This is a genomic window from Paenibacillus hemerocallicola, from assembly GCF_006265175.1.
Classification (GTDB): Bacteria; Bacillota; Bacilli; order Paenibacillales; family NBRC-103111; genus Paenibacillus_AB; species Paenibacillus_AB hemerocallicola.
Window position 1 is genome coordinate 1 of sequence record NZ_VDCQ01000063.1, and the last position, 22,879, is coordinate 22,879.

General features: G+C 55.1%; 16 protein-coding genes. 14 read left to right on the forward strand and 2 right to left on the reverse strand.

Annotation, left to right across the window (positions count from 1 at the left end; translation table 11 throughout):
- On the reverse strand, positions 1–1,546 hold a 1,546-nt coding region (locus tag FE784_RS31545; RefSeq protein ID WP_139606251.1), incomplete at its 3' end, for an FAD-dependent oxidoreductase.
- 474 nt (positions 1,547–2,020) lie between these two features.
- Between FE784_RS31545 and FE784_RS31550 the strand changes: the two genes are divergently transcribed.
- The 4 genes from FE784_RS31550 (at position 2,021) to FE784_RS31565 (ending at position 5,199) form a co-directional block, all read left to right on the forward strand.
- A complete protein-coding gene (locus tag FE784_RS31550) occupies positions 2,021–2,452 on the forward strand; it encodes a BlaI/MecI/CopY family transcriptional regulator (RefSeq protein ID WP_139606252.1) in 432 nt (143 codons plus the stop codon).
- Complete coding sequence (locus FE784_RS31555) at positions 2,449–3,246, forward strand: M56 family metallopeptidase (protein WP_139606253.1); 798 nt, start codon at positions 2,449–2,451, stop codon at positions 3,244–3,246. Before FE784_RS31550 ends, FE784_RS31555 begins: the two co-directional genes overlap by 4 nt.
- Before the next feature lie 59 nt (positions 3,247–3,305).
- Entirely contained in the window at positions 3,306–4,091 is a 786-nt protein-coding gene (gene lgt, locus FE784_RS31560; protein WP_139606254.1) for a prolipoprotein diacylglyceryl transferase, read from the forward strand.
- A 631-nt stretch (positions 4,092–4,722) separates the two neighbouring features.
- Positions 4,723–5,199, forward strand: coding sequence for a hypothetical protein (locus FE784_RS31565; protein ID WP_139606255.1), 477 nt, complete (start codon positions 4,723–4,725; stop codon positions 5,197–5,199).
- Positions 5,200–5,252: 53 nt separating this feature from the next.
- Here FE784_RS31565 and FE784_RS31570 read toward each other — a convergent pair whose 3' ends face one another.
- On the reverse strand, positions 5,253–6,194 hold the full coding sequence (locus FE784_RS31570; RefSeq protein WP_139606256.1) for an AraC family transcriptional regulator: 942 nt from the start codon (positions 6,192–6,194) through the stop codon (positions 5,253–5,255).
- Positions 6,195–6,307: 113 nt separating this feature from the next.
- Between FE784_RS31570 and FE784_RS31575 the strand changes: the two genes are divergently transcribed.
- The 10 genes from FE784_RS31575 (at position 6,308) to FE784_RS31620 (ending at position 22,869) form a co-directional block, all read left to right on the forward strand.
- Positions 6,308–7,561 carry a DegT/DnrJ/EryC1/StrS family aminotransferase gene (locus FE784_RS31575; protein ID WP_139606257.1) on the forward strand — a complete coding sequence of 418 codons (1,254 nt, stop codon included), beginning with the start codon at positions 6,308–6,310 and terminating at the stop codon, positions 7,559–7,561.
- On the forward strand, positions 7,558–8,424 hold the full coding sequence (locus FE784_RS31580) for an amidohydrolase family protein (RefSeq protein WP_139606258.1): 867 nt from the start codon (positions 7,558–7,560) through the stop codon (positions 8,422–8,424). Before FE784_RS31575 ends, FE784_RS31580 begins: the two co-directional genes overlap by 4 nt.
- A gap of 167 nt (positions 8,425–8,591) precedes the next feature.
- Positions 8,592–9,587, forward strand: coding sequence for an AraC family transcriptional regulator (locus FE784_RS31585; protein ID WP_139606259.1), 996 nt, complete (start codon positions 8,592–8,594; stop codon positions 9,585–9,587).
- A gap of 117 nt (positions 9,588–9,704) precedes the next feature.
- Positions 9,705–11,030: an ABC transporter substrate-binding protein gene (locus tag FE784_RS31590; protein ID WP_139606260.1), complete on the forward strand. Its 1,326-nt coding sequence runs from the start codon at positions 9,705–9,707 to the stop codon at positions 11,028–11,030.
- Between the two features lie 46 nt (positions 11,031–11,076).
- Positions 11,077–13,536 carry a DUF4838 domain-containing protein gene (locus tag FE784_RS31595; RefSeq protein WP_139606261.1) on the forward strand — a complete coding sequence of 820 codons (2,460 nt, stop codon included), beginning with the start codon at positions 11,077–11,079 and terminating at the stop codon, positions 13,534–13,536.
- A gap of 197 nt (positions 13,537–13,733) precedes the next feature.
- Positions 13,734–16,355, forward strand: a complete 2,622-nt coding sequence (locus FE784_RS31600; RefSeq protein WP_139606262.1) for a DUF4838 domain-containing protein — start codon at positions 13,734–13,736, stop codon at positions 16,353–16,355.
- Positions 16,356–16,532: 177 nt separating this feature from the next.
- On the forward strand, positions 16,533–17,447 hold the full coding sequence (locus FE784_RS31605) for a Gfo/Idh/MocA family protein (RefSeq protein ID WP_139606263.1): 915 nt from the start codon (positions 16,533–16,535) through the stop codon (positions 17,445–17,447).
- 395 nt (positions 17,448–17,842) lie between these two features.
- Positions 17,843–18,481, forward strand: a complete 639-nt coding sequence (locus FE784_RS31610; RefSeq protein WP_139606264.1) for a GbsR/MarR family transcriptional regulator — start codon at positions 17,843–17,845, stop codon at positions 18,479–18,481.
- Positions 18,482–18,488: 7 nt separating this feature from the next.
- Entirely contained in the window at positions 18,489–21,590 is a 3,102-nt protein-coding gene (locus FE784_RS31615; RefSeq protein WP_139606293.1) for an efflux RND transporter permease subunit, read from the forward strand.
- A gap of 22 nt (positions 21,591–21,612) precedes the next feature.
- Positions 21,613–22,869, forward strand: coding sequence for an efflux RND transporter periplasmic adaptor subunit (locus FE784_RS31620; RefSeq protein ID WP_139606265.1), 1,257 nt, complete (start codon positions 21,613–21,615; stop codon positions 22,867–22,869).
- Positions 22,870–22,879 lie beyond the last annotated feature (10 nt).

Genomic DNA, 22,879 nt, shown 5'->3' on the forward strand with positions numbered 1-22,879 from the left:
GGAGAACTTGCCCGTCCGCCAGCAGCCGGTCTCTCAGCTTGCCGTAATCGACGTCCTGAACGGCGCAGGAAGCTTCGAGCGCGAGCGCCGCCGCCGTTGCCGCCGATTGGCCGAGTATCATGAACACCGGCTCCATCCGGATCGATCCGAAGGCGATATGAGACGCGGACAAGCATACCGGTACGAGCAAGTTGACACACTGCTCGCCCTTCGGCACGATAGACCGGTAAGATATCGGATAAGGCGCGGCGGCCGGGACCTCGACATTGCCTTCGTTGATGCATCGGCCGCCGATCGCCAATCTGCGGCAATTGTGCGAGTCCATCGTATAAGCCGCCAAGCCGACGGAGTCTTCCACAGTGGCGTAATGGCGGCAATGATGCTCCGTCATGACGACGTCGGAGATCATCCGGCGCGCTTCGCGAATGTATAGCTGCGGCGACCAATGCCCCGTCTCCGGATATTCGTCGGCGGGTAGTCCCCATTGCCCGACTTCGTTGCGGATCGCGAGCGGAACGCGCTCATCGTTGGCAAGAAAATACAGCATGCCGAGATTGTAGGTGAAGTGCGCTTGGAAAATCCGCTCTCTCGTCGCGACGTCGCCTTCCGCCCAATCGTAATTGGCGCCGATCATGTCGGTCGACACCGCGCCGAAATTGTTCAGGTCGGTTTTGCGCGTAGGACTCATCACTTTGTGCAGCTTCAGCGCGTCCCACACGCCCGCTTCCAAATAACGCGCCAGCAGCGCATGGTCGCCGGGATCGTAGCCGGGCGGCTGAGGAAACGGCAGCCGGTTCGCCGGGTCGTCGGTGAGGCAAATCCGGAAATTGTAGGCTTGGATGCTCGCGTCGCCTACTCCCTGAACAAGCGGCGGCACGTCGGCCACACCCGGCAGCAGCCCGCTATCCGGCTTGCCCGGAATGACATAAGGGTCGACCCATGCTTTGAAATTATGGTTCGGATGCCCGTAATGGACTCCGTTCAACGTTTCCTTGTAGACCGAATTGTCTTCCCTGCCGACATGGTACGATACGCCGGCCATCGCCAACAGATCGCCCTCGTAGGTAGCGTCGATAAACATCCGCGCACGGAAAATATCGCCTGTAGTCATGACCAGCCGCACGATCCGGCCTTTCTCCTTGTCCACGCTTTCCAGCTGCCGGCCGTAATAGACGGAGATCCCGAATTGTTCCAGCCAATCCGTCAAAATGCGTTTGGCCGTGCCCGGCTCGAACAGCCAATGGGTTCCTTCGTTTTCCGTCGTTCCGTAGTGCAAGCCCAGCGCTTTGTAAAACTCCTTGGAGATTCCGCCAATCGCCGCCTTATTGCCGATGTCCGTTGCGCCGAGCCCGCCGGTCGTCAAACCGCCCAAATGGCCGCGGAATTCCGCAATGACGACGTATAGGCCCATCCGGCTGGCCTGCACCGCTGCCGCGATACCTGCGGATGTCGCTCCGTAAATGCACAGATCCGCATCGATCGTGGTGCCGGTATGACGCTCCGGCGTAATATGCGAGGCATATTTCAAACGGTCAAAATTGATCATCTGGGAAAAATCTCCTCTCGATATTGTAATGTAGCATCCTATTCGACAACCACATTATACCTACATTATAAATTTACTTTTAGTTTCATTTTACTTACGTTTTCAATACAACGGAAAACCGGCCAAGATGCGGAGCCAGCCTGTGTTGAAGCGAATGCCAAATCGGAATACAGCAACAATTCACCGCATTCAACCAGCAATCCCAAATAGTCATGCTGATCGAGAGCAGTAGCGTAAACGGTCTGCGTCCCGAGCATCTGGTCGGTCTCGCGCCATTTCTTCCACAAGCGATGATCGAAAAGCTCGCTCCGGGTTACAAGCAGGAACCGGTGTCCGAATCACCTAATCGTTATTAGCATGCGTGCAAACAAGCAGCCGCGGCGGGCCCGAAGGATGGCAAGACGTACTTGAAAGCCAAGATTGACAACCCAAAACAATCATACTACAATTCGTAGTATGATGGGATGTGATAGTATGCGGATTAAAAAACTGAATGTGGGCGGGGAGGGGCTGAATCGTTTTTTTGGGCCGCTCGAAGCAAAAATTATGGACATTCTCTGGTCTTCCGACGGCATGAAGATCAAGGAAGTGCAGTCGATCCTTAATCAGGAAAGTCCGATTTCGGTTAACGCGGTGATGACGGTGATGAACCGATTGGAGAGCAAAGGTCATCTAACGAAAGTGCAGACCGGGGCCGGTAGAACCCAAGCGGCACAGTTCAGTACGGTGCAGTCGAGGGAACAGTTTCTTTCAGAACAAACGAAAGCAGTGTCGCAAGGACTTATACAGGAATTTGGCAGTTTGGTCGTAAGCCACATGATCGATGCGCTTGACGATGTGGATCAGGAGACGATCGCTAGGCTGGAACGCAAATTAAGCGAAATCAAACGAGGAAAAAAAGAATGAGTCCTTCGGTTAAGCTCAGATGGATCTATATACTGATGGTCGTCTTCCTTGCTTTGTTCAGCGTGCAAATGGGGCTCTTCGTCGCCCATCAAATGGAAGGCAGAGGGCTAGGGACTGGCATCTTGATTTACATTGTATTCGATTTAATAATCGGATATACGCTCATAAGGGCGATCTGGCGCATCACTGCGCAAGCGTATTTATCGAGAAAATGGCATAAGCTGTTTTCCTCCAACCGGCACGCCAAACTAACTAAGCATCTGAACTATAAATATCGCGGCTTGGGAACGGAAATCATTGTTGTGCGGAACGAAGCGTTCGTTGCGCTGGCGATTGGCATGTACAGACCGAAAATCGTTATCTCCACTCAGGTCCTTCATATGTTCAACGACGATGAAGTGAAGGCAATTCTGCTGCATGAGTGGCATCATTGCCGCAATCACGATAGTATAAAACTGTTTATAATGACCCTGTTGACGGAGGCTTTCGGGTATTGGCCGATTATGAAGCCGATATTTCGCTACTACCAAACATGGACAGAGCTGCTTGCCGATCGCTTTGCGATCCGCCAGATGGGGACAGAGCTGCATTTGGGCAGCGTTCTTTTGAAGCTGTCAAAATTGGGGAAGACGGAACCTGTAACTGCCGTTCATTTTGCAGCGTCAGCGATGCATTATCGAATGTTGCAGGTTCTAGAGCCACATCAGACAGTGAAGGTCAAGATATCACTGCTTAGACCACTGCTAGCATCTCTTTCACTGCTGCTTCTATTGATGTTGGGCGGGGATACATAACCCCTTTTTTTACGATATCATACTACGCATTGTAGTATAATTATTGGGAGGGTAAGCGGATGAGAGTTGTTTTATTTACAATCGGAAATTACGAAGTACATTCCTATGGGGTCGTGGTAGCTTTGGCTGTGTTGTTGGCGTTGGGGATGGCTCGTTATTTAGCGGAAGGAACTCCGTATCGGGAGCATATTTTGAATATGATGCCCTATGTGATCGTAAGCGCGATTTTGTCTGCGCGCATCTGGCATGTTTTCTTTTTTCAATGGGAGCATTACTCGAAGCATCTTATGGAAATCTTCTATATTTGGCAAGGTGGCCTTGCAATTCAAGGCGCGTTGATTGGCGGCTTCATTGCTGCGCTTTTCTATACGCGGAAGCATCGTTTGTCGTTCTGGAAGCTGGCGGATATACTCGCCCCGGCAATCCTATTAGGCCAGTCGATCGGCAGAATTGCTTGCTTTCTCAACGGAGATGCGTACGGCTCGCCAACCGGATCGGGCTTCGGCATTGTATACCCGGAGGGCTCGATGGCTTATGACGTTTACGGCTCTCAAACGTTGTGGCCGGCCGAAGTATGGGAGGGACAGTGGGATTTGGTTGTATTCGTCATACTGATTCTGCTGAAAAACATGAAATGGCCAACAGGGGTGTTATTCCTGACCTACAACATCATGTATTCGTTCGGGCGGTTCAACTTGGAATGGTTGCGGGGGGATTCGCCGCGCTACACGTTCGATTGGACAGCCGGACAGTGGACCAGCTTCAGCGTTATTGCGGTCAGCTTATTCATGATTGTTTTCCTTGTTCAGCGCGACCGGAAAAAAATGCAGTTTTCGGCCCGATAGCGCCCGGCGGTTCTACCGGATCGAACTATGATAAAAAGACGGATGCATCGGGCGCAGTTGAAGGAACGGACCCCATTTTGAAAAATCCAAGTTTAATACCGTTCATTTGGTGTGGTGTGGGCGTCGCCAATTAAAGGAAGGGTTTAGTGTGATAGGGGAGTAAAGTGCACGAGAGCTAAATACCTTTTTAAAGAAATTGACGTTTGAAAACCCGTATAAACACTGGGTTTCTAAAAGTCAATTTTCGCAAAATTGTCTTTTGTCAACAGGCCCACAAACCGGCGGCCTTGTTACGCTACGGGCTGTAATGCTTAGTGAAATCAATGAAATACTTACCTACAACCGAACGATATTCGTCAAAATTTATATGGGTGATATTTCATATGGCAAGATGCCAAATGAATATAAGCATGCGTCAGTTTTTGGACGAACTACATATTTTCCCGATTCAACGGTCAACATCACTCTTCAGGACAAGTGTCCGCCTGCATTTCAAAATGTTCCTTACGTTCGAAATAAAAGTGAAAGCCAGCACCAACTGCTGGTTCCATTATGCTTGAGCAACCGATGAAGCATCGGCTCCTTATATTGAAATAAAGTATATGATAAATGAATTAGGACCAGCGGACATTTGGCCATCATCCGTTATCATCACGTGGCCGGAGGCGATGAACGCTTTTTTGAACAGGTGCAGTCTTGCTACGAGCGGTATAAGCCGGGTACCGTTCCCGGTTTCCGGCTGCCGGAAGCTTCAGCCCTTCAGCCCGATACGGGCGAGCTCGAAGAAAGCGGTTTGTTCGAATTCCCGGTCGTTTGGGGAGCCGCCTCGGAAGAAGTCTATACCCGTTCGCGGTACCTCGATCTGCTGTCCACTTATTCGGACCACCGGATGATGAAAGAAGAAGACGCCCAAGCTGTTCGACTGTATCACTTTAATCGAAACGGCCTATGGCGGCCAAATTCGCAAACGGTACTGGAACGAGCTGATACTGGCACGCAAGCGTCAATTGTAATGCAGTCCGACGAAAATGAGGGTTCCGTATCCTCAAACAAAGAAGCTGCCGAGGACAATCTCGGCAGCTTCTTGAATATCACTCGAATGAATTGAAAATGAAGGTCGTCATTTGTCGGGCAATGGAGCGGAAAACATGGAAAATTGCGCTAAGTTCCCGCAATTTCCGTACTTTCGCTTCCCGCAGACGATCGGACCGCTTCCAAAGTCGGCTGCACGCCTCCGGCTGCGCGAAATTCGCTGGGCGTACGGCCGAACGTCTCCCGAAACACCCGGGAAAAGGTGCGGAACGACTCGAAGCCGACCTCCAGCGCGATATCGGTAATCGGAATGGCCGACGTGACGAGCAAGCCTGCCGCGCGATTCATCCGCAGGCCGTGCAAATAGTCGAGAAAGCTGACGCCCTTGTACAAGCGGAAGGAGCGGGTGATGTACGCCACGCTGACGCCGAACTGCATGGCCAGCTCCTGCAGCGTCATGGGCTGCTGAAAGTGAACGTGCATATACCCGATAATGGATCGAAACGACGCTTTGGCCGCCGACTCGCCGATGAAGGGAGAGCGCGGCCAATCGTCTCCGGCGCCCAGCCGGACGAAAAGCAGCAGCGCCTCGGTCAGCTTGGCCCGGACCAGACTGTGATGACCGATCCCGTCCGGAACGCAGCTCTCCTCATACAACTCCTCGAATATGCGGAGCATGCGATCGGCTTGCGGCGAAGCGAGATTCAGGCAGGACGGGAGCCGGGAGCCGCTGGCCAGCAAGCGCTCGATCCAATCGGAGTCGCCCGATGATTCGCCCAGCATATGGATGTCGAACAAGCAGCCGTACTTGCGAATGTACGAGCCGTCCCCGCTCTCGGCTTCGTGCAGATGCTGCGGCAGGATGAGCGAGACCGTTCCAGGCTGTATGCTGTAAGGGGTTCCATTAACGGTCTGAGTGCCATCGCCTTCGAGAATGTAGGTAAATTCGATGAAGTCATGGTAATGAAGGGGAGTCCGCTTGATCGAGTAGCGGAACATGAAAAACGGCAAATCGCCGGCTTTGAAGTTCATTTCGGCGATGACGTCCTGATAGATCGGATAAATCGACATCCCGCAATCCGCTCCCGTCGCAAAATTGGCTTGCCGCGTGTCTGTTCTGGCATGTACCCGGTCGAGATCTATTTTATCATAAGTAGCATCATCGGATAGAGGAGAAGATGTCGATGGAACACGAAAAATTGGCCATTCACGGCGGTAAGCCGATCAAGACGACCCCCTACGGCACCGGCAAGCGATTCGGCGAGGACGAAGTCAAGCAGCTGATCGAAGCATTGGAGCAAAACACCCTGTTCTACCATCAAGGGACGAAGGTGAAGACGTTTTTGCGGGAATTCAACGAGCTGTACGGCGCAAAGTTCAGCGTCGCGGCATCCTCGGGCACGGCGGCGATTCACGTTGCGCTTGGCGCTGCGGGCGTTACGGTCGGCGACGAGGTCATTACCGGACCGATCACCGACCAAGGGACGCTGATCGGCATCCTGTACCAGAACGCGATCCCGGTGTTCGCGGATCTGGACCCGCATACATACGGTCTCGATCCGGCGTCGATCGAATCGCGAATCACCCCGCGCACGAAAGCGATTGTTGCCGTTCACCTTGCGGGAAATCCGTGCGACATGGACCCGATCCTGGATATCGCGAGGAGGTACGGCCTGAAGGTAATCGAAGATTGCGCGCAGAGCTACCTGTGCCGATACAAGGGCAGACTCGCGGGTACGATCGGCGATTACGGCTGCTTCAGCACGAACGACTTCAAGCACATTTCGACGGGAGACGGCGGCATCGTCCTCGTCAATTCCGGCGAAGAGGCGGACTACCATCGCACGCACGCCTTTGCGGACAAAAATTACGAACGGCTCGGGTCGACCGTCGTGCGCGATCTGTCGTATTTGGCGCCTAATTACCGGATGACCGAGCTGCAAGGCGCGGTCGGCATCGCTCAGCTGAAGAAGCTGGCCTGGATATGCGACAAGCGCAATGCGTACGGAGACCGTCTGACCGCGGGCATAGCCGATTTGCCGGGTATCGCCCCGCATCGGGTGCAGGAAGGCAATCACGGAACGTATTGGTTCTATATGATGAGGGTGGACGAGTCGACGCTCGGCTGCACGCGCGACGAATTTTCGCAGGCGCTCCGGGCGGAAGGAATCGCCAACGGCGCCGGTTACATCAAGCAGGTCGTGTATATGCAGCCGATGTTCCAGAACAAGACGGCGTATCTCGGCAGCCGTTTCCCGTTCGAGCTGTCCGGCGTCGAATATCCGCAAGGGCTGTGTCCGGAAGCCGAAGCGATCCTGAGGACGGCCATCGTCATCCCGGTGAACGAGTTTTACAGCGACTCCGATCTGGAAGAGACGATCCGCGGCATACGCAAGGTGGCGCTGCATTATTCGGCGGAAAGGAATACGGTCGCATGAGGATTATAGACGCCCACAATCACCCGGACTGGTACGGTCACAACGTGGACAAAGTATTGGCCGATATGGAGCGGCACGGTATCGAACGTACCTGGATGCTCAGCTGGGAAGCTCCCCGCGACGAGTACGACCCGGCCTACAACGCGGTGATGCCGGATTACGACGGAATCGGTCCGATCTCGTTCGCCAGATGCGCCGCCTATGCGGAAGCGTACCCCGACAAGTTCGTGCTGGGCTATGCGCCCGATCCGCGGCTTCCGGATGCGATCGACCGTTTGAAGATGGCGATCGACCTGTACGGGGTGCGGGTGTACGGAGAGCTGAAGCTCCGCATGACCTACGACAATCCCGACGCGCTGAGAATGTTCCGCTTCTGCGGTGAGAAGGGGCTCCCCGTGGTCGTCCATATCGATTACGAGTTCGACACCGGGAGCCGTTATCCCAGGCCGAACTGGTGGTACGGGGGCGGTATCGAAGCGTTCGAGCGGGCGGTTCGCGCTTGTCCCGGGACGGTCTTCCTCGGCCATGCGCCCGGCTTCTGGGCGCATATTTCCGGTGACGATCTGCATGACAAGACGGCCTATCCGTCAGGTCCCGTCCTGCCCGGCGGCAAGGTCGAGGAGATGCTGCGCAAGTATCCGAATTTGCATTGCGACATCTCCGCCGGGTCGGGCGTCCATGCCCTCGGCAGGGATCGGGAGCACGCGCGCCGCTTCCTGCTTGAATTCCAGGACAGGGTCTTGTACGGAAGAGATTATTTCGACAACCGACACCAGGAGTTTCTGAATTCGCTCGGCTTGCCGGGCGAAGTGCTGGCCAAAATTTACGCGGGCAATGCGCTCAGACTCGTACCCGTGGATTGACGGCGGCAAATGCAACGCGCATGCCGGGCTTGGCGGTTCGGCATGCTGCGGCTTGCACGGCGTCGTCGTTGCATCCGAAAGGCGGCATGGTCGGAGATCATGTGCAGCAGAGGCTTGCATAGGCGATCCCGTACAAACATTTTCAGTTCGACGGGAGGTTGAAAGCGTTGAACCTGGCTCTGGAAGCATGGAACGCATGCCGATTGACGGAAGAGAAAGCGTACTGCGCTGACGGATTCGTATTCAGACAAAACCATCCCGCGTTTCCGGTATGGGATACCGACGTATTTCCCGATCCGGACACGTTGATGAAGATCTACAAGCCGACGGCGGTCGGTGTGGAGTTCCATGCGCATACTTATCTTCAATTGTGCTATGTCAACAAGGGACAATGCCGACATTACATGGAGCAATTCGCGAGCGAAGCGGTCAAGGGCGATTTGCTGCTCATCCCGCCCTACATCTATCATACGTTCGAGCGCATCAACGACCGCACCGAGCCGGAGCTCATCCAGATCGACTTCATGCCCTCCTTCATCAACGAACATTTCGACAGCTTGCGTTACGATTCGGGCTTGTTCGATTTCGCCTACATCGAGCCGTTCGTCATATCCGCCAACAAGCTGCGTCCCAAGCTCGTGCTGTCGGATTCGGTCCGGCAGCAATTGGAAGCGCTTTTACAAGAAATGCTGTTGGAGCAGGAGAAGCGAAAGGAGGGATACAAGCACCTTCTGAAGGCCGACCTCCTGAGGCTTCTCGTCATCATCGGCAGACAATTTTCCAATTCGAATTACGAGAGCGACAAGGACGAGAAGCTGCTGCGCAAGCATAAGACGGCGATGCTGGCTACGATCCGCTACATGGACGAGCATTACGCGGACGATCTGAAGCTCGTCGAGGTGTGCCAATACGCGATGCTGTCGCAAACGTACTTCAGTCACTTCCTCAAATATTTGACCGGCAAAACGTTCACCGAGTACATCAACGACCGGCGCATCAACAAATCGCTCGAGATGCTGAAGAACAGTGACAAAAACGTGGCCGACATTTGCTTCGAGGTCGGGTTCAACGAAGTGACCCACTTCAATCGGATGTTCAAAAAAACGATGGGTTTGACCCCGACGGCATTTCGCAAACGGGAAGCCGCATACAGAAACCCGTAAAAAACGATTTATTGCAGGTTCGGTCTAGTTTTTGCTCAAAAGGATAAGAAACCGGCCCGATTACGCTCTTATAATGGAAATGTCCAAACATTCACATATACGAAAGGGGAATCAGGCATGGCCAACCGAAACAGGACCAAGACATCGGTCCTCCTGCTGGCGCTTCTCATGACATTGGCGTCTTGCAGCACCCCGGGGGATGGGGCAAAACCGGCCGAACAAGGGGGCGACAATCCGGAACCGGCAAAACGCGACCCGGTCAACCTCGTCATTTACTATCCGTTCAATACCGAATTCGATGCGGATGGCTTAATGAAAACGTTCGGCGACCCGATCAAAAAGAAATTTCCGCACATCACGCCTCAGTTCATTCTGGGCGGAACGAAGGAAACCGGCCTCAACGAGCTGATCGCCGCGGGACAGCAGATCGACATCATCTTTTCCTCGATCGGATCCGTCGTTCCTTATCTGGTCGATACGAAGCTGATCTACGACATCACGCCCCAGCTCGAGAAGTACAAGTACGATCTGAACCGGCTCGAGCCGACCATGGTCGATATGGGCAAAAGCCTTAACGACGGGAAGCTGTTCGGCTTGCCGGTGTATGTTCCTCCTTCCGCTCTGTACTATAACAAGGATCTATTCGACAAATTCGGCGTGCCGTATCCGAAGGACGGAATCACTTGGGACGAACTGTACGATCTCAACAAACGGCTAGTCCGCAAAGAAGGGGAAACGCAATATTTCGGATTGGGCAACGCCTTCGCCCATTTCGCGCTGCTCAATCAGCGCGGACTGAATCCGATCGATCCGGGCACGCTCGAAGCAAAAATTACGACTGACGGATGGAAGCGATTCGCCGAGAACATCATCCGGTTCTACCAGGATTCGGCTTACGACGAAAAGCAGCTGAACGTGACCGCCCAAAACAACGGCTTCTTCAAAGACCGGAACACCGCCATGTACTTGTCGATCACCGGGCTTCAATACGCCCAGCTCGAAGGGTTGAATTTCGATATCGCTTCGTTTCCGAGCGACAAGGATGCGCCGGGCGTGGGCGCTCAGCCGTATCCGACATTCTTCAATATTACGGGCACGAGCAAGTACAAGGACGACGCATTCGAGGTTATCGCCTATTTGACTTCCAACGAGATCCAAGCCGCTCTGGCCAAGGCGGGAAAAATGCTGCCCGCCGTCAAGGACAAAGCGATCAAAAACGCCTTCGGTCAAGATGCGCCTCTGTTTCAAAACAAAAACGTGAAAGCGCTCTATCCGGAGAAGTACGGCTCTTCCAGCCTGTGGACGAGATACAACAGCATCGCGACTACGCAATTTTATTACGCCGTCATCAATGCCGCCGTGGGCAAGAAAGACTTGAATACGGCGTTGAGGGAAGCGGAAGAGGAAGCCAACAAGCAAATTCGAACGCAAAAAGGCAAATGATCGATACACCTGCCTACAATTTAGGAATAACGGAGGAGAGAAAACCATGACTGAAGCTTCAAGCGTTGCAGCCTGCCTGGACATCGTCCGCGACGGGCAAGCCCGCGCCGTCGTGCTGATCGATTACGAAACGGACGAGAGGACGCGCGACGCGGCCTGCAAGCTGGTCCATTATGTTCGCACTGCGACCGGTTCGGAGATCCCGCTCATGACGGAGAAGCAATTGGCGGCGGCCGGAGAGGGATGGAGCGACGCCGTACGCCTGTACGTCGGGATCGTTCCCGCGGATCAAGAGCGGCCGATTCGGGATGCCATCGCCGAACTGAATGTCGACGGATTCGTCATCTATCCCGGCGACAACCGCCTGACGATCATCGGGCCCACTCCATGGGGAACGCAATTCGGCGTGTTCGAGTTTCTGGAGCGGTATGTCGGCGTCCGCTGGCTGCTCCCCGGTCAGGACGGGGAAGACGTTCCGGCCGTCTCGACGATTCGGGCGGCGCCGGAAATCGTTCGCGATCAGCCGGCCTTCCTGTCGCAGCGATTCTACATCCGTCCGGGCAACGGTATCCTGTTCTGGGACTGGTACAACGATTGGGCGCTGCATAACCGGATGCACGAGAAGGTGAATCCCGCCCATAATTTGTTCCAGCTGTTTCCCCCGGAGAAATACGGGAAATCCCACCCGGAATTTTACCCGAAAGGACGGGTTCCCGAGGGGAGGATCATGTGGCAGCCCAGCTTCACGAACCCGGATACGGTGACGGAAGCGATCGAGACGATATGCCGGTACTTCGACAGCCATCCCGACGAGACCGCCTATTCGCTCGCGGTCAACGATTCGGGCGGCTATTGCGAGGAAGATCCGGATCATCCGCGCTACCCGAACCGGTTGAACTCGGTCGGATCGCAGAACATGTCGAATCTGTATTACACGTGGGTCAATCAGGTGGCCGAAGGCGTGCTGAAGCGGCATCCGGACAAATATTTCGGCGTGCTCGCCTACGCCCAAGTGTACGATCCGCCGACCGGCGTCAAGCTGCATCCGCATGTCGTCCCGTTCATAACGGACGATCGTCTTTCCTGGGCGGACCCGAACGCGGAAACGGATGGCAAGGCGTTGACCGAAAAGTGGCTGAAGGCGGCGCCGGGCTTGGGCTTTTACGAATATTTGTACGGCAGCCCGTATGCGGTTCCGAGAATTTACCCGCATCATATGGCCAAAGTTTACCGATACGCGCGCGATGCGGGGGTTCGATCCCAGATCGCGGAGGCTTACGCCAATTATGGCGAGGGACCCAAGCTTTGGCTGGCCGCCAAGCTGCTATGGAACCCGGACGCCGATGTGGACGCCCTCCTGCAGGAATGGTACGAACGCGCAGTCGGACCGGAAGCGGCCCCCTATTTGGCGGCGTATTACGATCATTGGGAACGATTCTGGACGGAACGCGTGCCCGAGACGACCTGGTTTCGCAATTGGTACGCCATGAAGCCGCACAGCAACTATATGCATCTTCATATAACGAGTTATTTGCAAGCGGTGACGGACGAGGATATGGAGAAAAGCCGGGAATGGCTGGAGCAAATGACGGCCCGAACGCAAACCGCCGCCCAGCGCAAACGGTCGCGGATGATCATGAAGCAGTTCGAATACTACGAAGCTTGCGTTTTCAGTTATCCGCGAAATCTGAACATCCGGCCGATCGCACAGTCAACGGACGGTCTGGCCTGGCTGGACAAGTACGTGCGCAGTCTGAAGCTGGCCGACGAGCGGCTGGTCATGGTGAAGGACTTCAATCTGGATCCGTGGTTGATTCACGGGTATTCGCCGGATATTTTCAGATTCGATACGATGTGGAGCGGATTCAACGACCGCATGATGCAGGCGTTGACAGCTTGGATTGCCGCGGAAGGCGAGAGCGGAGCGGTAAGGAAGCGGATTCGGCAATTGCTCGAGTCCGAATCGTCCAAGGTGCGCCGTTACGTCAAGCTGCTGCTGGCGGCGGCGGACCGGCGGGAGTCGCTCAATGCGGATTCGTCGTTCGAATCGGAGGTCGGGGAATCCGCGTCCTATCGGTTCGAACCGGGCGGGGAAGGGACGATTCGGCGGACGGACCGGGTTGCGCGCACGGGATCGCACAGCATCCTGATGAAAGGCATCACCCGGCAAGGCAGCATTTCCCATACGTTTTCTCCGGCCCCCGGTTCATACGGCATGACCGCCAAAGTATTTACCGCCGAGAATACGATCAAGAGCCGGGGGAACGTCTATATGACGGTCGAGTTTCTCGACGGCGAAGCTCGCTCGCTCTCCCAGGTTCAGACGGATCGAAGATTAGTCGACGACGCGTCGGGAAGCTGGACGACGGTCGCCTGGGTCGGCGACGTTCCCGAGGAAATAGAAGGGAGCCGGGTGGCCGGCGTTCGCATCGCCCTTTTTGCCAGCCTGTTCTTCAAGGAAGAGGAACTGTTTGTCGACGATTGGAGCTTCCTCCGTCTGGATTGAAACGCGGGAAACCGCCCGAGACGGCGAGTGATGAATAGATGGCAGCACGAGTCATGCGCGGAACGTTTTTTCTGTGCATGGCTCTTTCTATATAAAGCTGCAATGATCGCGAAAGGAGGACAGAAGGAAGTGCAGCGCGCAAGTTACCGTAAACGTTTGCCGGTAGAAAGCAGCTTTCAATTTGGGAGGGACATGGTGTGAATGCGAAAACCATTCGTCGTATGTTAGGCACTGTATCGATTTTTACTCTTCTATTGGCTTGGAGCGGCACGATAGGGGGGGAACCGGTCGATCCCGGCGCACAAGGAACGCGGGCAGTCGCAGGCGACACGGCAGGCACGGCCGTCTTGCCGGTCACATTGTCGGCATCGCAATCCTTGACCGCGCCTCTGACGCTTGTGGAGAACGGGCAAAGCCAAGCCGTCGTGCTCGTGGCGGCCAATGCCGACGCGAAAACGGTTGCGTCCGCGAACAAGCTGTCCGACTATGTAGAAAAGTCGACCGGCGCCGTTCTGCCCGTGGAGACGCAGATCGACCCTAACGAGCCTACGGTGACCGTGCATGTGTATGTCGGCTCGGCCGCGCCGGAGCATACCGGCGTCCCCGCGCTTCTCGCCGGCCTGAAGGATGACGGGTTCGTGATCCATGCGGAAGGGCGGAGCATCTCGATTGTCGGACCGACGGCTTTCGGAACCGAGTTCGGGGTGAACGAATTTTTGGAGCGGTATGTCGGCGTGCGCTGGCTGCTGCCCGGACCGGACGGCGAGGATGTGCCGACGAGCCCCGATCTTGAAGTACCCGAAGAAACGGTTCGCCAAGATCCTGCATTTTTCTCCCGCTACTTCTACATCTATCCGTCGGCCAATTCGTCCATCTGGCCGATGTATACGGAGTGGACGTCGAACAATCGAATCCGCCAGGTGGTCAATCCCGCCCACAACTTGCACCAGCTTTTCCCGCCGTCGAAGTACGGCTCGACCCATCCGGAATTTTATCCGAACGGTCAAGTTCCCGCGGGCAACATCGGGTGGCAGCCTTGCTTCTCGAATCCCGATACGATCCCGGAAGCGATATCCACGATCAAGCAGTACTTTGCCGCCAATCCTGGCGCCGTCGCGTATTCGCTTGCGGTGAACGATTCGGGCGGGTATTGCGAAGCCAATCCGAGCCATCCTTCTTATCCGAACAAGCTCAACTCGATCGGGCTGCAGGACATGTCGAACGTGTACTACTCCTGGGTGAATCAGGTTGCCGCAGGCGTCTTGCTGGATTATCCGGACAAATATTTCAGCGTGCTGGCTTATGCCGAGGTATACGATCCGCCGACCAATGTCACCTTAAATTCGCGCGTCATCCCGTTCATTACGGACGACCGTCTCTCTTGGGCGGAGACTGCCGCGGGCACGGAAGGACACGACCTGACCGATGCATGGAGCGATGCGGCGCCGACCTTCGGCTTTTACGAATATTTGTACGGGTCTCCCTATACGGTCCCGAGGGTATACCCGCACCAAATGGCGGATAATTATCGGTACGCCCGCGATCAAGGTGCCGACGTCCAAATTGCGGAAGCCTATCCGAACTGGGGAGAGGGTCCCAAGCTGTGGCTGTCGGCCAAGCTGCAGTGGAATCCCGATGCGGACGAGGACGAGCTGCTCGACGAGTGGTACGAGCGCGCGGTCGGGCCCCAGGCTGCGCCTTATGTGAAGACGTATTACGAGCATTGGGAGCAATTTTGGACGGATCGCGTATTCGAGACGGGCTGGTATAAAAATTGGCGGATTAAGGAGCCGCGCAGCAACTATATGCATCTGCAGAATATGGGGTATTTGCAGGCGGTGACGGACCAAGACATGGCTTTGAGCCGCGGCTGGCTTGAAAGCGCGGTCGCAAGTACGCAGACGGCCGCCCAGCTGAAGCGGGCGCAGATGCTTCTGGATCAGTTCGAGTTCTATGAAGCATCCGTGCTCAGTTACCCGAGAAATCTCCAAATCCCGCCTATCTCGGGCGAAGCGGAGGGACTCGATTGGCTGGAACGGTACGTGGACAGCCTGCAGCTGGCCGACTCGCGGCTGACGCTGGTGCAAAGCTTCAATTCCGATCCTTGGCTCATTCAAGGCTATTTGCCGAGCACGTTCAATTACAATACGATCTGGAACGGGTTCAATGATCGGATACTCCATGCATTGGCCGCTTGGGTCGCAGCCGAACCGGTTAACGGGGGCGTGAGAACGGAAATCCAGCAGTTGATCGCCTCCACCGGCTCGGCCAAAGTGCGCAATCATCTGAAGCTGATATTGGCCGAAGCCGCGGGAACCGCCCCGATCAACACCAATGCCTCGTTCGAGACGGGGACCGCGACGAGCGCGCCGCCTTTCGGGTTCTGGATTCAGCCCCCGGTTACGAGCGAAGTGATCCGACGGACGAATGCCGTAGCCCATACGGGCAGCTACAGCGCGGAGTTGAAAGGAATTACCCGATTCGGCGCGGTAACGCTGATCACTTCGGTTACTGCAGGCACGTACGGGGTCACGGCTGACTACTATTCGCCGCCCGACAGCATCCACGGAACGGGGAGCGTCTACATGACGGGAAGCTTGCTGGATGCGAACAACAATACGCTCTCCACCTTCCGAACCGATCGGAGAATCGCCGCCGACACGTCGGGAGACTGGGCGACGCTCGCCTGGGTCGGAGATATCCCCGCGCAGATCAACGGCGTTCCGGTCGCGAAGCTCTCGCTCGTCCTATACGCCAACGCGTTTAACCAAGGCGAATCTTTGTACGTGGACGATTTCCAAGTTACACCGTTGAATTAACGGGCTTTCTCGATCGTTCGGGCGGCTCTTCGGGACATGATGACAGGTGCCCGAGGGGCCGCCTTGTTTGCGGAATCGGCCTTGTTTTTCGTTGAAAAGGACAAGAACAGGCTCGCAACGGCCTTTACAATAGTAAGGAACGCCAGGATCGACAGATTGGAGAGGAGCTTATAAAAGATGGAAGCCAGAAAATCGTTGAAGCTGGGCCTGATCGGCTTGGACACGTCCCATGTCGTCGTATTCAGCGAGTTGCTCAACCGGACCGAGCATCCGTACCACATACCCGGCGGGAGCATATCGGTCGCGTATCCGGGCGGATCGCCGGATATGCACATCAGCATCTCGCGCGTGGAAGGGTATACGAACGAATTGCGCGAGAAATTCGGCGTGACGATCGCCGATTCGCCGGAGGCGGTGGCCGAGCAATGCGACGCCGTGCTGCTCACTTCGGTGGACGGCCGCGCGCATCTCGAACAATTCCGCCATATTGCGCCTTACGGCAAGCCGACCTTTATCGACAAGCCGTTTGCGACCTCATCGGCCGACGCCCGGGAAATCATACGACTAGCCGAGCGCTACCGGATTCCGATGATGAGCAGCTCCTCGTTACGGTTTGCGGCCGGCTTGAAGGATGCGCTCGACGCGGCTACTCCGGAGGAGGGTACCCTTTTGGGCGCGGATTGCATCGGTCCGGCCACGCTCGAACCTTTGATGCCGGGACTGTTCTGCTACGGGATTCACGCGGTGGAGATGCTGTACACGATCATGGGGTCGGGCTGCTCACGGGTGACCACCCGTTCGAACGCCGACTACGACCTGGCCGTGGGGGAATGGGGGGACGGACGGATCGGCACGGTGCGGGGGAATCGCAAAGGCTACTATTTCGCCGCCGTGATTCATCGGGAGAAAGGCGCCCGGTACGCCGACGTGAGCGCGCATCCGAAGCCGTACTTCGCCGGCTTGCTGGAAGCGATCGTCGAGATGTTTCATACGGGCGTGCCAACCATTAAGGCGAAGGAATCGCTGGAGATCGTCCGCTTCATCGAAGCGTCGAACGAAAGCGCGGAAACCGGCCGAACGGTGTGGCTCTAGTCTATGGGAGCGGCTGCCTCAAGCGGTTGCTCCCATTTGCTTTAAACTAACAATCGGAAAAGCGCACCTTTCCAACGATTGGAACACATAAAAATCGAAAAATCAGAACCATGAATTTGCTGCCCGTGATCATTCCATCCGCAACACAATGGCTTATTGCGCATTGAAATTAATGCTATTAAACATTAATAGTATTAACCGAATCGTGCGAAAACATCCACAATTATCGAACAGTCCCGCGGCAACTCCGCAACTACCCCTGTCTGCCTCCCTTACCGGGTTTAGCCCACAATATGATATTTGTCATGTGCAATTCCTTACGTTTGCTACTTTAACGGGAATTCCCCCATTACTACAATAAGGAGTAGACACTAGCTTATCGATAGGAGCCTCCAGTGAGCATTTCGAGTAAATCGTTCGCAGATGTAAAACAGGCTATCGTTCATAACGCTTCTGCGGAAGCGGAAAGAATCGGCAATAGCGCGCTTGCAGGGAAAATTTACGCCTTGCTGCTATTCGCCCCGGAGCCATTGTCCCTTCAACAAATCGCGGAGCGGCTGCAGGTCAGCAAAGCGGCAGTCAGCGTCCAGATTCGTACTATGGTGTTCAAGGGACTGTGCCGAAAGCTTCCGCGGCGCAACGATCGCCGGGACTACTACATGCTCCCGGAGCCGCTAGGCAAAAACATCGCACAAAGCTTGACGGATTTCTGGACGGCGCGACAGCAAACGCTGCTTCAAACGCTGCATTCCCTTTCTTCCATACCTATTTCCGAATCGGAAGAAGCGGAGCACCGCATTCTGATCGATAGATTGTCGGAGCTGTCGGCCCTGTTCGAGATGATGCTATTAAGTCTGGCCGGTATGACACATGAAAGGGAGTCGCAAGAGCAGACCCTGCAGCGCCACTCGCACCATGGCGCGACGGAAACTTCAAGGAGTGATGACAAATCGATCCATGCCGAATGCCGATCCGAAAGTACCCGAAACCTTCACTTGCATGCAGGTTTGCCAGCCATCGTAACGGAGGATTAGAGAGATGATGAACAAGTTAACGAGCTTTTCGATGAAAAACGTGGCGGCGGTTTTGATCATCTGCGCGATTTTGTTCGGCGCCGGCGGGCTTTCCGCGGTTTCTCTGAAACAAGAGACGATGCCCGACATCTCGCTGCCGATGGTGTTTGTGACCACCGTATATACGGCTCCTCCGCGGGATGTGATGGAAGATGTCAGTAAACCGATCGAGAAAGCGATCGCGGGAGCGGACGGAGTCAAAAAAATTCACTCAACCTCCTCGGACAATTTCTCGATGATCCAAGTCGAATTGGAGAACGGACGAAAGCCGGAAGACGCCAAACAGGATATCGAAAGTTTGCTCGCCAACGTCAAGCTTCCGCAAAAAGCGGACAAGCCGCAGGTGCTCACGTTCGGCTTCGGCTCCATCCCGGTATACAACTTGGCCATCAGCGGAACAAACGGGATGAGCCAGGAAGAGCTGGACCGGATTTTCAACGATATTTTCGAGCCCACGCTCGGAACGATCACCGGTCTCGATCACGTCGATGCGATCGGCAACCAAGAAGCGCTCCTGAAGCTGAAGCTCGATCTGAATGCCATCCTGAACTACGGCTTGACACCGAACCAAGTCTCTCAGAGCATCCAGGCGTCGATCATATCGAGTCCCGCGGGAAGCGTCACGTTTGCCGGAAACAACCAAATGGTCCGTATCAGAAGCGACCTGGACAGCCTTTACAGCCTGGAAAATATGAAAATAACGACAGCCGCGGGAAGTACGGTGCTGTTGAATCAGATCGCCAAGGTCGAAGCGATCTCAGAATCGACGTTTTTCGCCAGGCTGAACGGCGAACCGGCAATCGCGGTGTCGCTGTTCAAAACGAAGGACGCCAATACCGTCCAGTTCGCCGCCCAAATCGACGAATTGGTCGAACAGTGGAAAACGGAATATCCGAATATTACGTTTACGACGATTATGAATCAAGCGGTCGAGGTCAAAAAATCGATCAACGGGATGTTGAAGGAAGGCGCAATAGGGGCATTTCTCGCCGCGGCCATGATCCTGCTGTTCCTGCGAAACGTACGAATGACCTTGATCGTTCTGGTCTCCATTCCATTGTCGGTTCTGCTTACGCTGCTGGTCATGTCCGGTCTGGACATAACGCTGAACATTATGACGCTCGGCGGATTGACGATCGCGATCGGACGCGTGGTGGACGATAGTATCGTCGTCATCGAGAACATATACAGCGAGCTGCAAAAAAGTCAGGAGCGCAACGAATCGGTCATCAAGCTGGCTACGGCCAGAGTCGCATCGGCCATTACATCGTCGACGATTACGACGGTAGGGGTGTTCGCGCCGATCGCGATGGTAGGCGGCATTTTGGGAGACATCTTCCGACCGTTCGCCATAACGCTCGTCGTGTCGCTGCTGGCCTCCCTGCTCGTCGCTCTGACCGTTATTCCGATGCTGGCCAAGCTGCTTGTCCTGAATAGCGGCAACATCCAGCATCACGAGTCGACCGACGGCAAATTCATGCAAGCGTACAAACGAATCATCGGCTGGGCACTCGACAATCCGAAGAAAACCGTTTTGACGTCGGTGCTGCTGCTCGTCGTCACTATAGGGGGAACCGTGCCGTTTCTCGGCAGCGAATTTATCCCGGAAAGCATGAACGGCAAAGAAATGCAGTTCAACATCAGCATGCAGCGTGAAACTTCCATGGAAACGATGGATGCCAAAGTAAAGGAGATCGAGGCGCTGCTCGCCGAACAGAAAGATCCGATGGGCAATCCGGCCTTCACGTATGTCGAATCGATGGTCGGCTATGACAATAGCGACGATCGCGTACCTTACAAAAGCATTATTTTGACATCTTCGTCGGAAGATTCGGATCCTACGGCGCTCGTGAAAGAGATGGAAGAAAAAATAGCCCGGCTAATGCCGAACGGTTCCGAGGTTACCGGCAATTTGGCGGCAAGCGCAGGCATGGGAACCGGTGAAGATTTCGCCTATTTGCTCAAAGGAGACGACCTGCTTCAGCTGGAAGCGGGGGCGGCCTTGATCAAGCAAAAAATGGAAGAGTTCCCCGAGCTGACCGACATCAAAGACAGTCTCAGCGAGAAAAAGACCGAGGTGGAAGTGAAGGTTGACCAGAACAAAGCCCGCTTGTACGGCTTGACGGCCGCTCAGGTGCTGGAGAGCGTATCAAGCTGGTTGTCCGAGGTGAAGCTCGGGGAGTACAGATTCGACAACACGGTCTTCAACGTAACGATTATGCTTGACGATCATTATAAAGATTCGCTGCTCAAGCTGGGGCAATTTCAAATCCGCACCCCGACGAATATGATCGTGAATTTGACCGACGTAGCCCAAGTCCGGCAAGCCGACGCACCGACGTCGATCACGCGGGAAAATCAAGAGCAGTACGTCAAAATCACCGCCGCGATCGACAGCAAAAACAAAGGCGGAGTCAGCGGCAAAGTGAGTCTTGCCTTGAAAGAGGTCGAACTGCCTGGCGGCGTTCGCACCGAAACGCAAGGCGTCAATGACGATATTCAATCGAGTATCGAGCAAATGCTGCTCGCGATGGCGGCGGCCGTCTGCATCGTATATCTCGTCATGGTGCTTGCCTTCGGCAACGCAAGCGCGCCGTTCGTCATTTTGTTCTCGCTGCCTCTCGCGGCGATCGGCGGATTCCTCGGTCTGTTCTTGACGGGTCAAACGATAAACGTCACATCGTTGATCGGCTTCCTCATGCTGATCGGTGTCGTCGTAACCAACGCCATCGTCCTGATCGATCGCGTGCAGCAAAACGAAGAAGCCGGAATGGGAACGCGGGAATCGCTCATGGAAGCCGGAATGAGCCGGTTCCGTCCGATCATTATGACGGCGGGAGCGACGATCATGGCCATGATGCCTATGGCTTTGGGCTTCTCCGAAGGCGCTCTGATCTCCAAAGGACTGTCCGTCGTCGTAATCGGAGGACTGACAACCTCGACCATTTTGACGCTCGTCGTCGTACCGGTTATGTACGAATTGATCGCCAACATGAAGAGCCGTTTCTCACGCAAACGGAAAACGAAGCCGAACGTTTCGGGTGGCCACTCGAACCCTATGAGTCATTGACGTAAAAAGGAGAACTGTCCGTATGAAACAACCATTCCGAATGGGTACCAAAAACCGTATAACCGCCGCCGGAGCGCTCCTGCTCGGAGCCGCTCTGCTCGCAGGCTGCAGCGCTACGCCCGAGCCAAAGCAGGCGGCGGCCGCGGAGCAATCGCAGATCAAAACGGTGAAGACCGCCAAAATCGAAAAACGAACGATCGACGATCCCGCTGAGCACGTCGCGGATGTCGCGTCGTCTACCCGCATGACGGTCGCGACCAAGGCGGGCGGGGAAGTGCTGGAAGTGTTGAAAAAGCGCGGCGATACGGTCGAGAAAGGCGAGCTGTTGTTCCGTATCGACCCGAAGGACGTGCTGCTGCAAAAAGAAAAGGCGCTAGTTTCAATAAACGGGACGCAGCAGCAGCTGAGCAAGGCGGTCCAGGATTTGGCCGACGGCAAGCGGGATCTCCAGAACGGCATCGCCAAGCTCGAGCAGTCGGTGCGGGATGCCGAGAAAAACTACAACAAGATGCGAAACGATTACGACCAAGGACTGGTATCCAAAATTCAACTGGAGCAGCTGGAAACCCAGTTAAACGGTCTTCGCCTCGATCTGGAAAGCAGCCGCGGCAAATTAAAAACGATGGAGTCGACCAACTCCCTCTCTCAGCTTGAGCAAGGGCTTCAAACAGCGAGGTTGTCGATTGAGGAGATCGATCGGACGCTTGAAAATCTGGAAGTGCGCGCTCCCGTCGGCGGGGTTTTGACGGACTTTGCCGTCGAAGCGGGGATGACGGTTCCGGCAGGCTTCTCTGCGGGAGATATTCAAAGGATCGATCCCGTCAAGGTAGTTGCGGAATTGACGGAAGATGCCGCCAAGCTGATTCGCGGCAAGCAAGAGCTCCATATCGTCATCCCGGGCTCGACGGAGAAGCTGAAAGGATCGGTTGCCTATTTGGCCGATGTGATGAGTGCCCAGACGAAGTCGTACTCCCTGGAGCTTGAGGTGCAAAATCCCGAGCGCAAGCTGAAGCCGGGGATGAAAGTGCAAATTATGCTGAACGAGGAAGCCGACCAAGTCGTCGTCACGGTTCCGACCACGAGCGTAATCCGTGAGGGCGGCGAAACGTTCGTATACGTTCTGAACGGAAACGTCGCGGAAAAACGAAAGGTGGAGCTGGGACGGTTGAAAGATACGTTCCAGGAAGCGATCTCCGGCGTGAAAGAAGGCGAACGGGTGATCGTATCCGGCCAAAACCTGTTGAAGGACAAAGAAACCGTACAGCAAGCGAACCCATAAACAACAATGG

What these genes read in the sequence shown, in the direction of transcription:
- FE784_RS31595 (WP_139606261.1), top strand. Translation starts at nt 11,077, where the DNA reads ATGACTGAAGCTTCAAGCGTTGCAGCCTGCCTGGACATCGTCCGCGAC.
- FE784_RS31575 (WP_139606257.1), top strand. Translation starts at nt 6,308, where the DNA reads ATGGAACACGAAAAATTGGCCATTCACGGCGGTAAGCCGATCAAGACG.
- FE784_RS31590 (WP_139606260.1), top strand. Translation starts at nt 9,705, where the DNA reads ATGGCCAACCGAAACAGGACCAAGACATCGGTCCTCCTGCTGGCGCTT.
- FE784_RS31620 (WP_139606265.1), top strand. Translation starts at nt 21,613, where the DNA reads ATGAAACAACCATTCCGAATGGGTACCAAAAACCGTATAACCGCCGCC.
- FE784_RS31555 (WP_139606253.1), top strand. Translation starts at nt 2,449, where the DNA reads ATGAGTCCTTCGGTTAAGCTCAGATGGATCTATATACTGATGGTCGTC.
- FE784_RS31570 (WP_139606256.1), bottom strand. Translation starts at nt 6,194, where the DNA reads ATGTCGATTTATCCGATCTATCAGGACGTCATCGCCGAAATGAACTTC.
- FE784_RS31550 (WP_139606252.1), top strand. Translation starts at nt 2,021, where the DNA reads ATGCGGATTAAAAAACTGAATGTGGGCGGGGAGGGGCTGAATCGTTTT.
- FE784_RS31615 (WP_139606293.1), top strand. Translation starts at nt 18,489, where the DNA reads ATGAACAAGTTAACGAGCTTTTCGATGAAAAACGTGGCGGCGGTTTTG.
- FE784_RS31580 (WP_139606258.1), top strand. Translation starts at nt 7,558, where the DNA reads ATGAGGATTATAGACGCCCACAATCACCCGGACTGGTACGGTCACAAC.
- lgt (WP_139606254.1), top strand. Translation starts at nt 3,306, where the DNA reads ATGAGAGTTGTTTTATTTACAATCGGAAATTACGAAGTACATTCCTAT.
- FE784_RS31605 (WP_139606263.1), top strand. Translation starts at nt 16,533, where the DNA reads ATGGAAGCCAGAAAATCGTTGAAGCTGGGCCTGATCGGCTTGGACACG.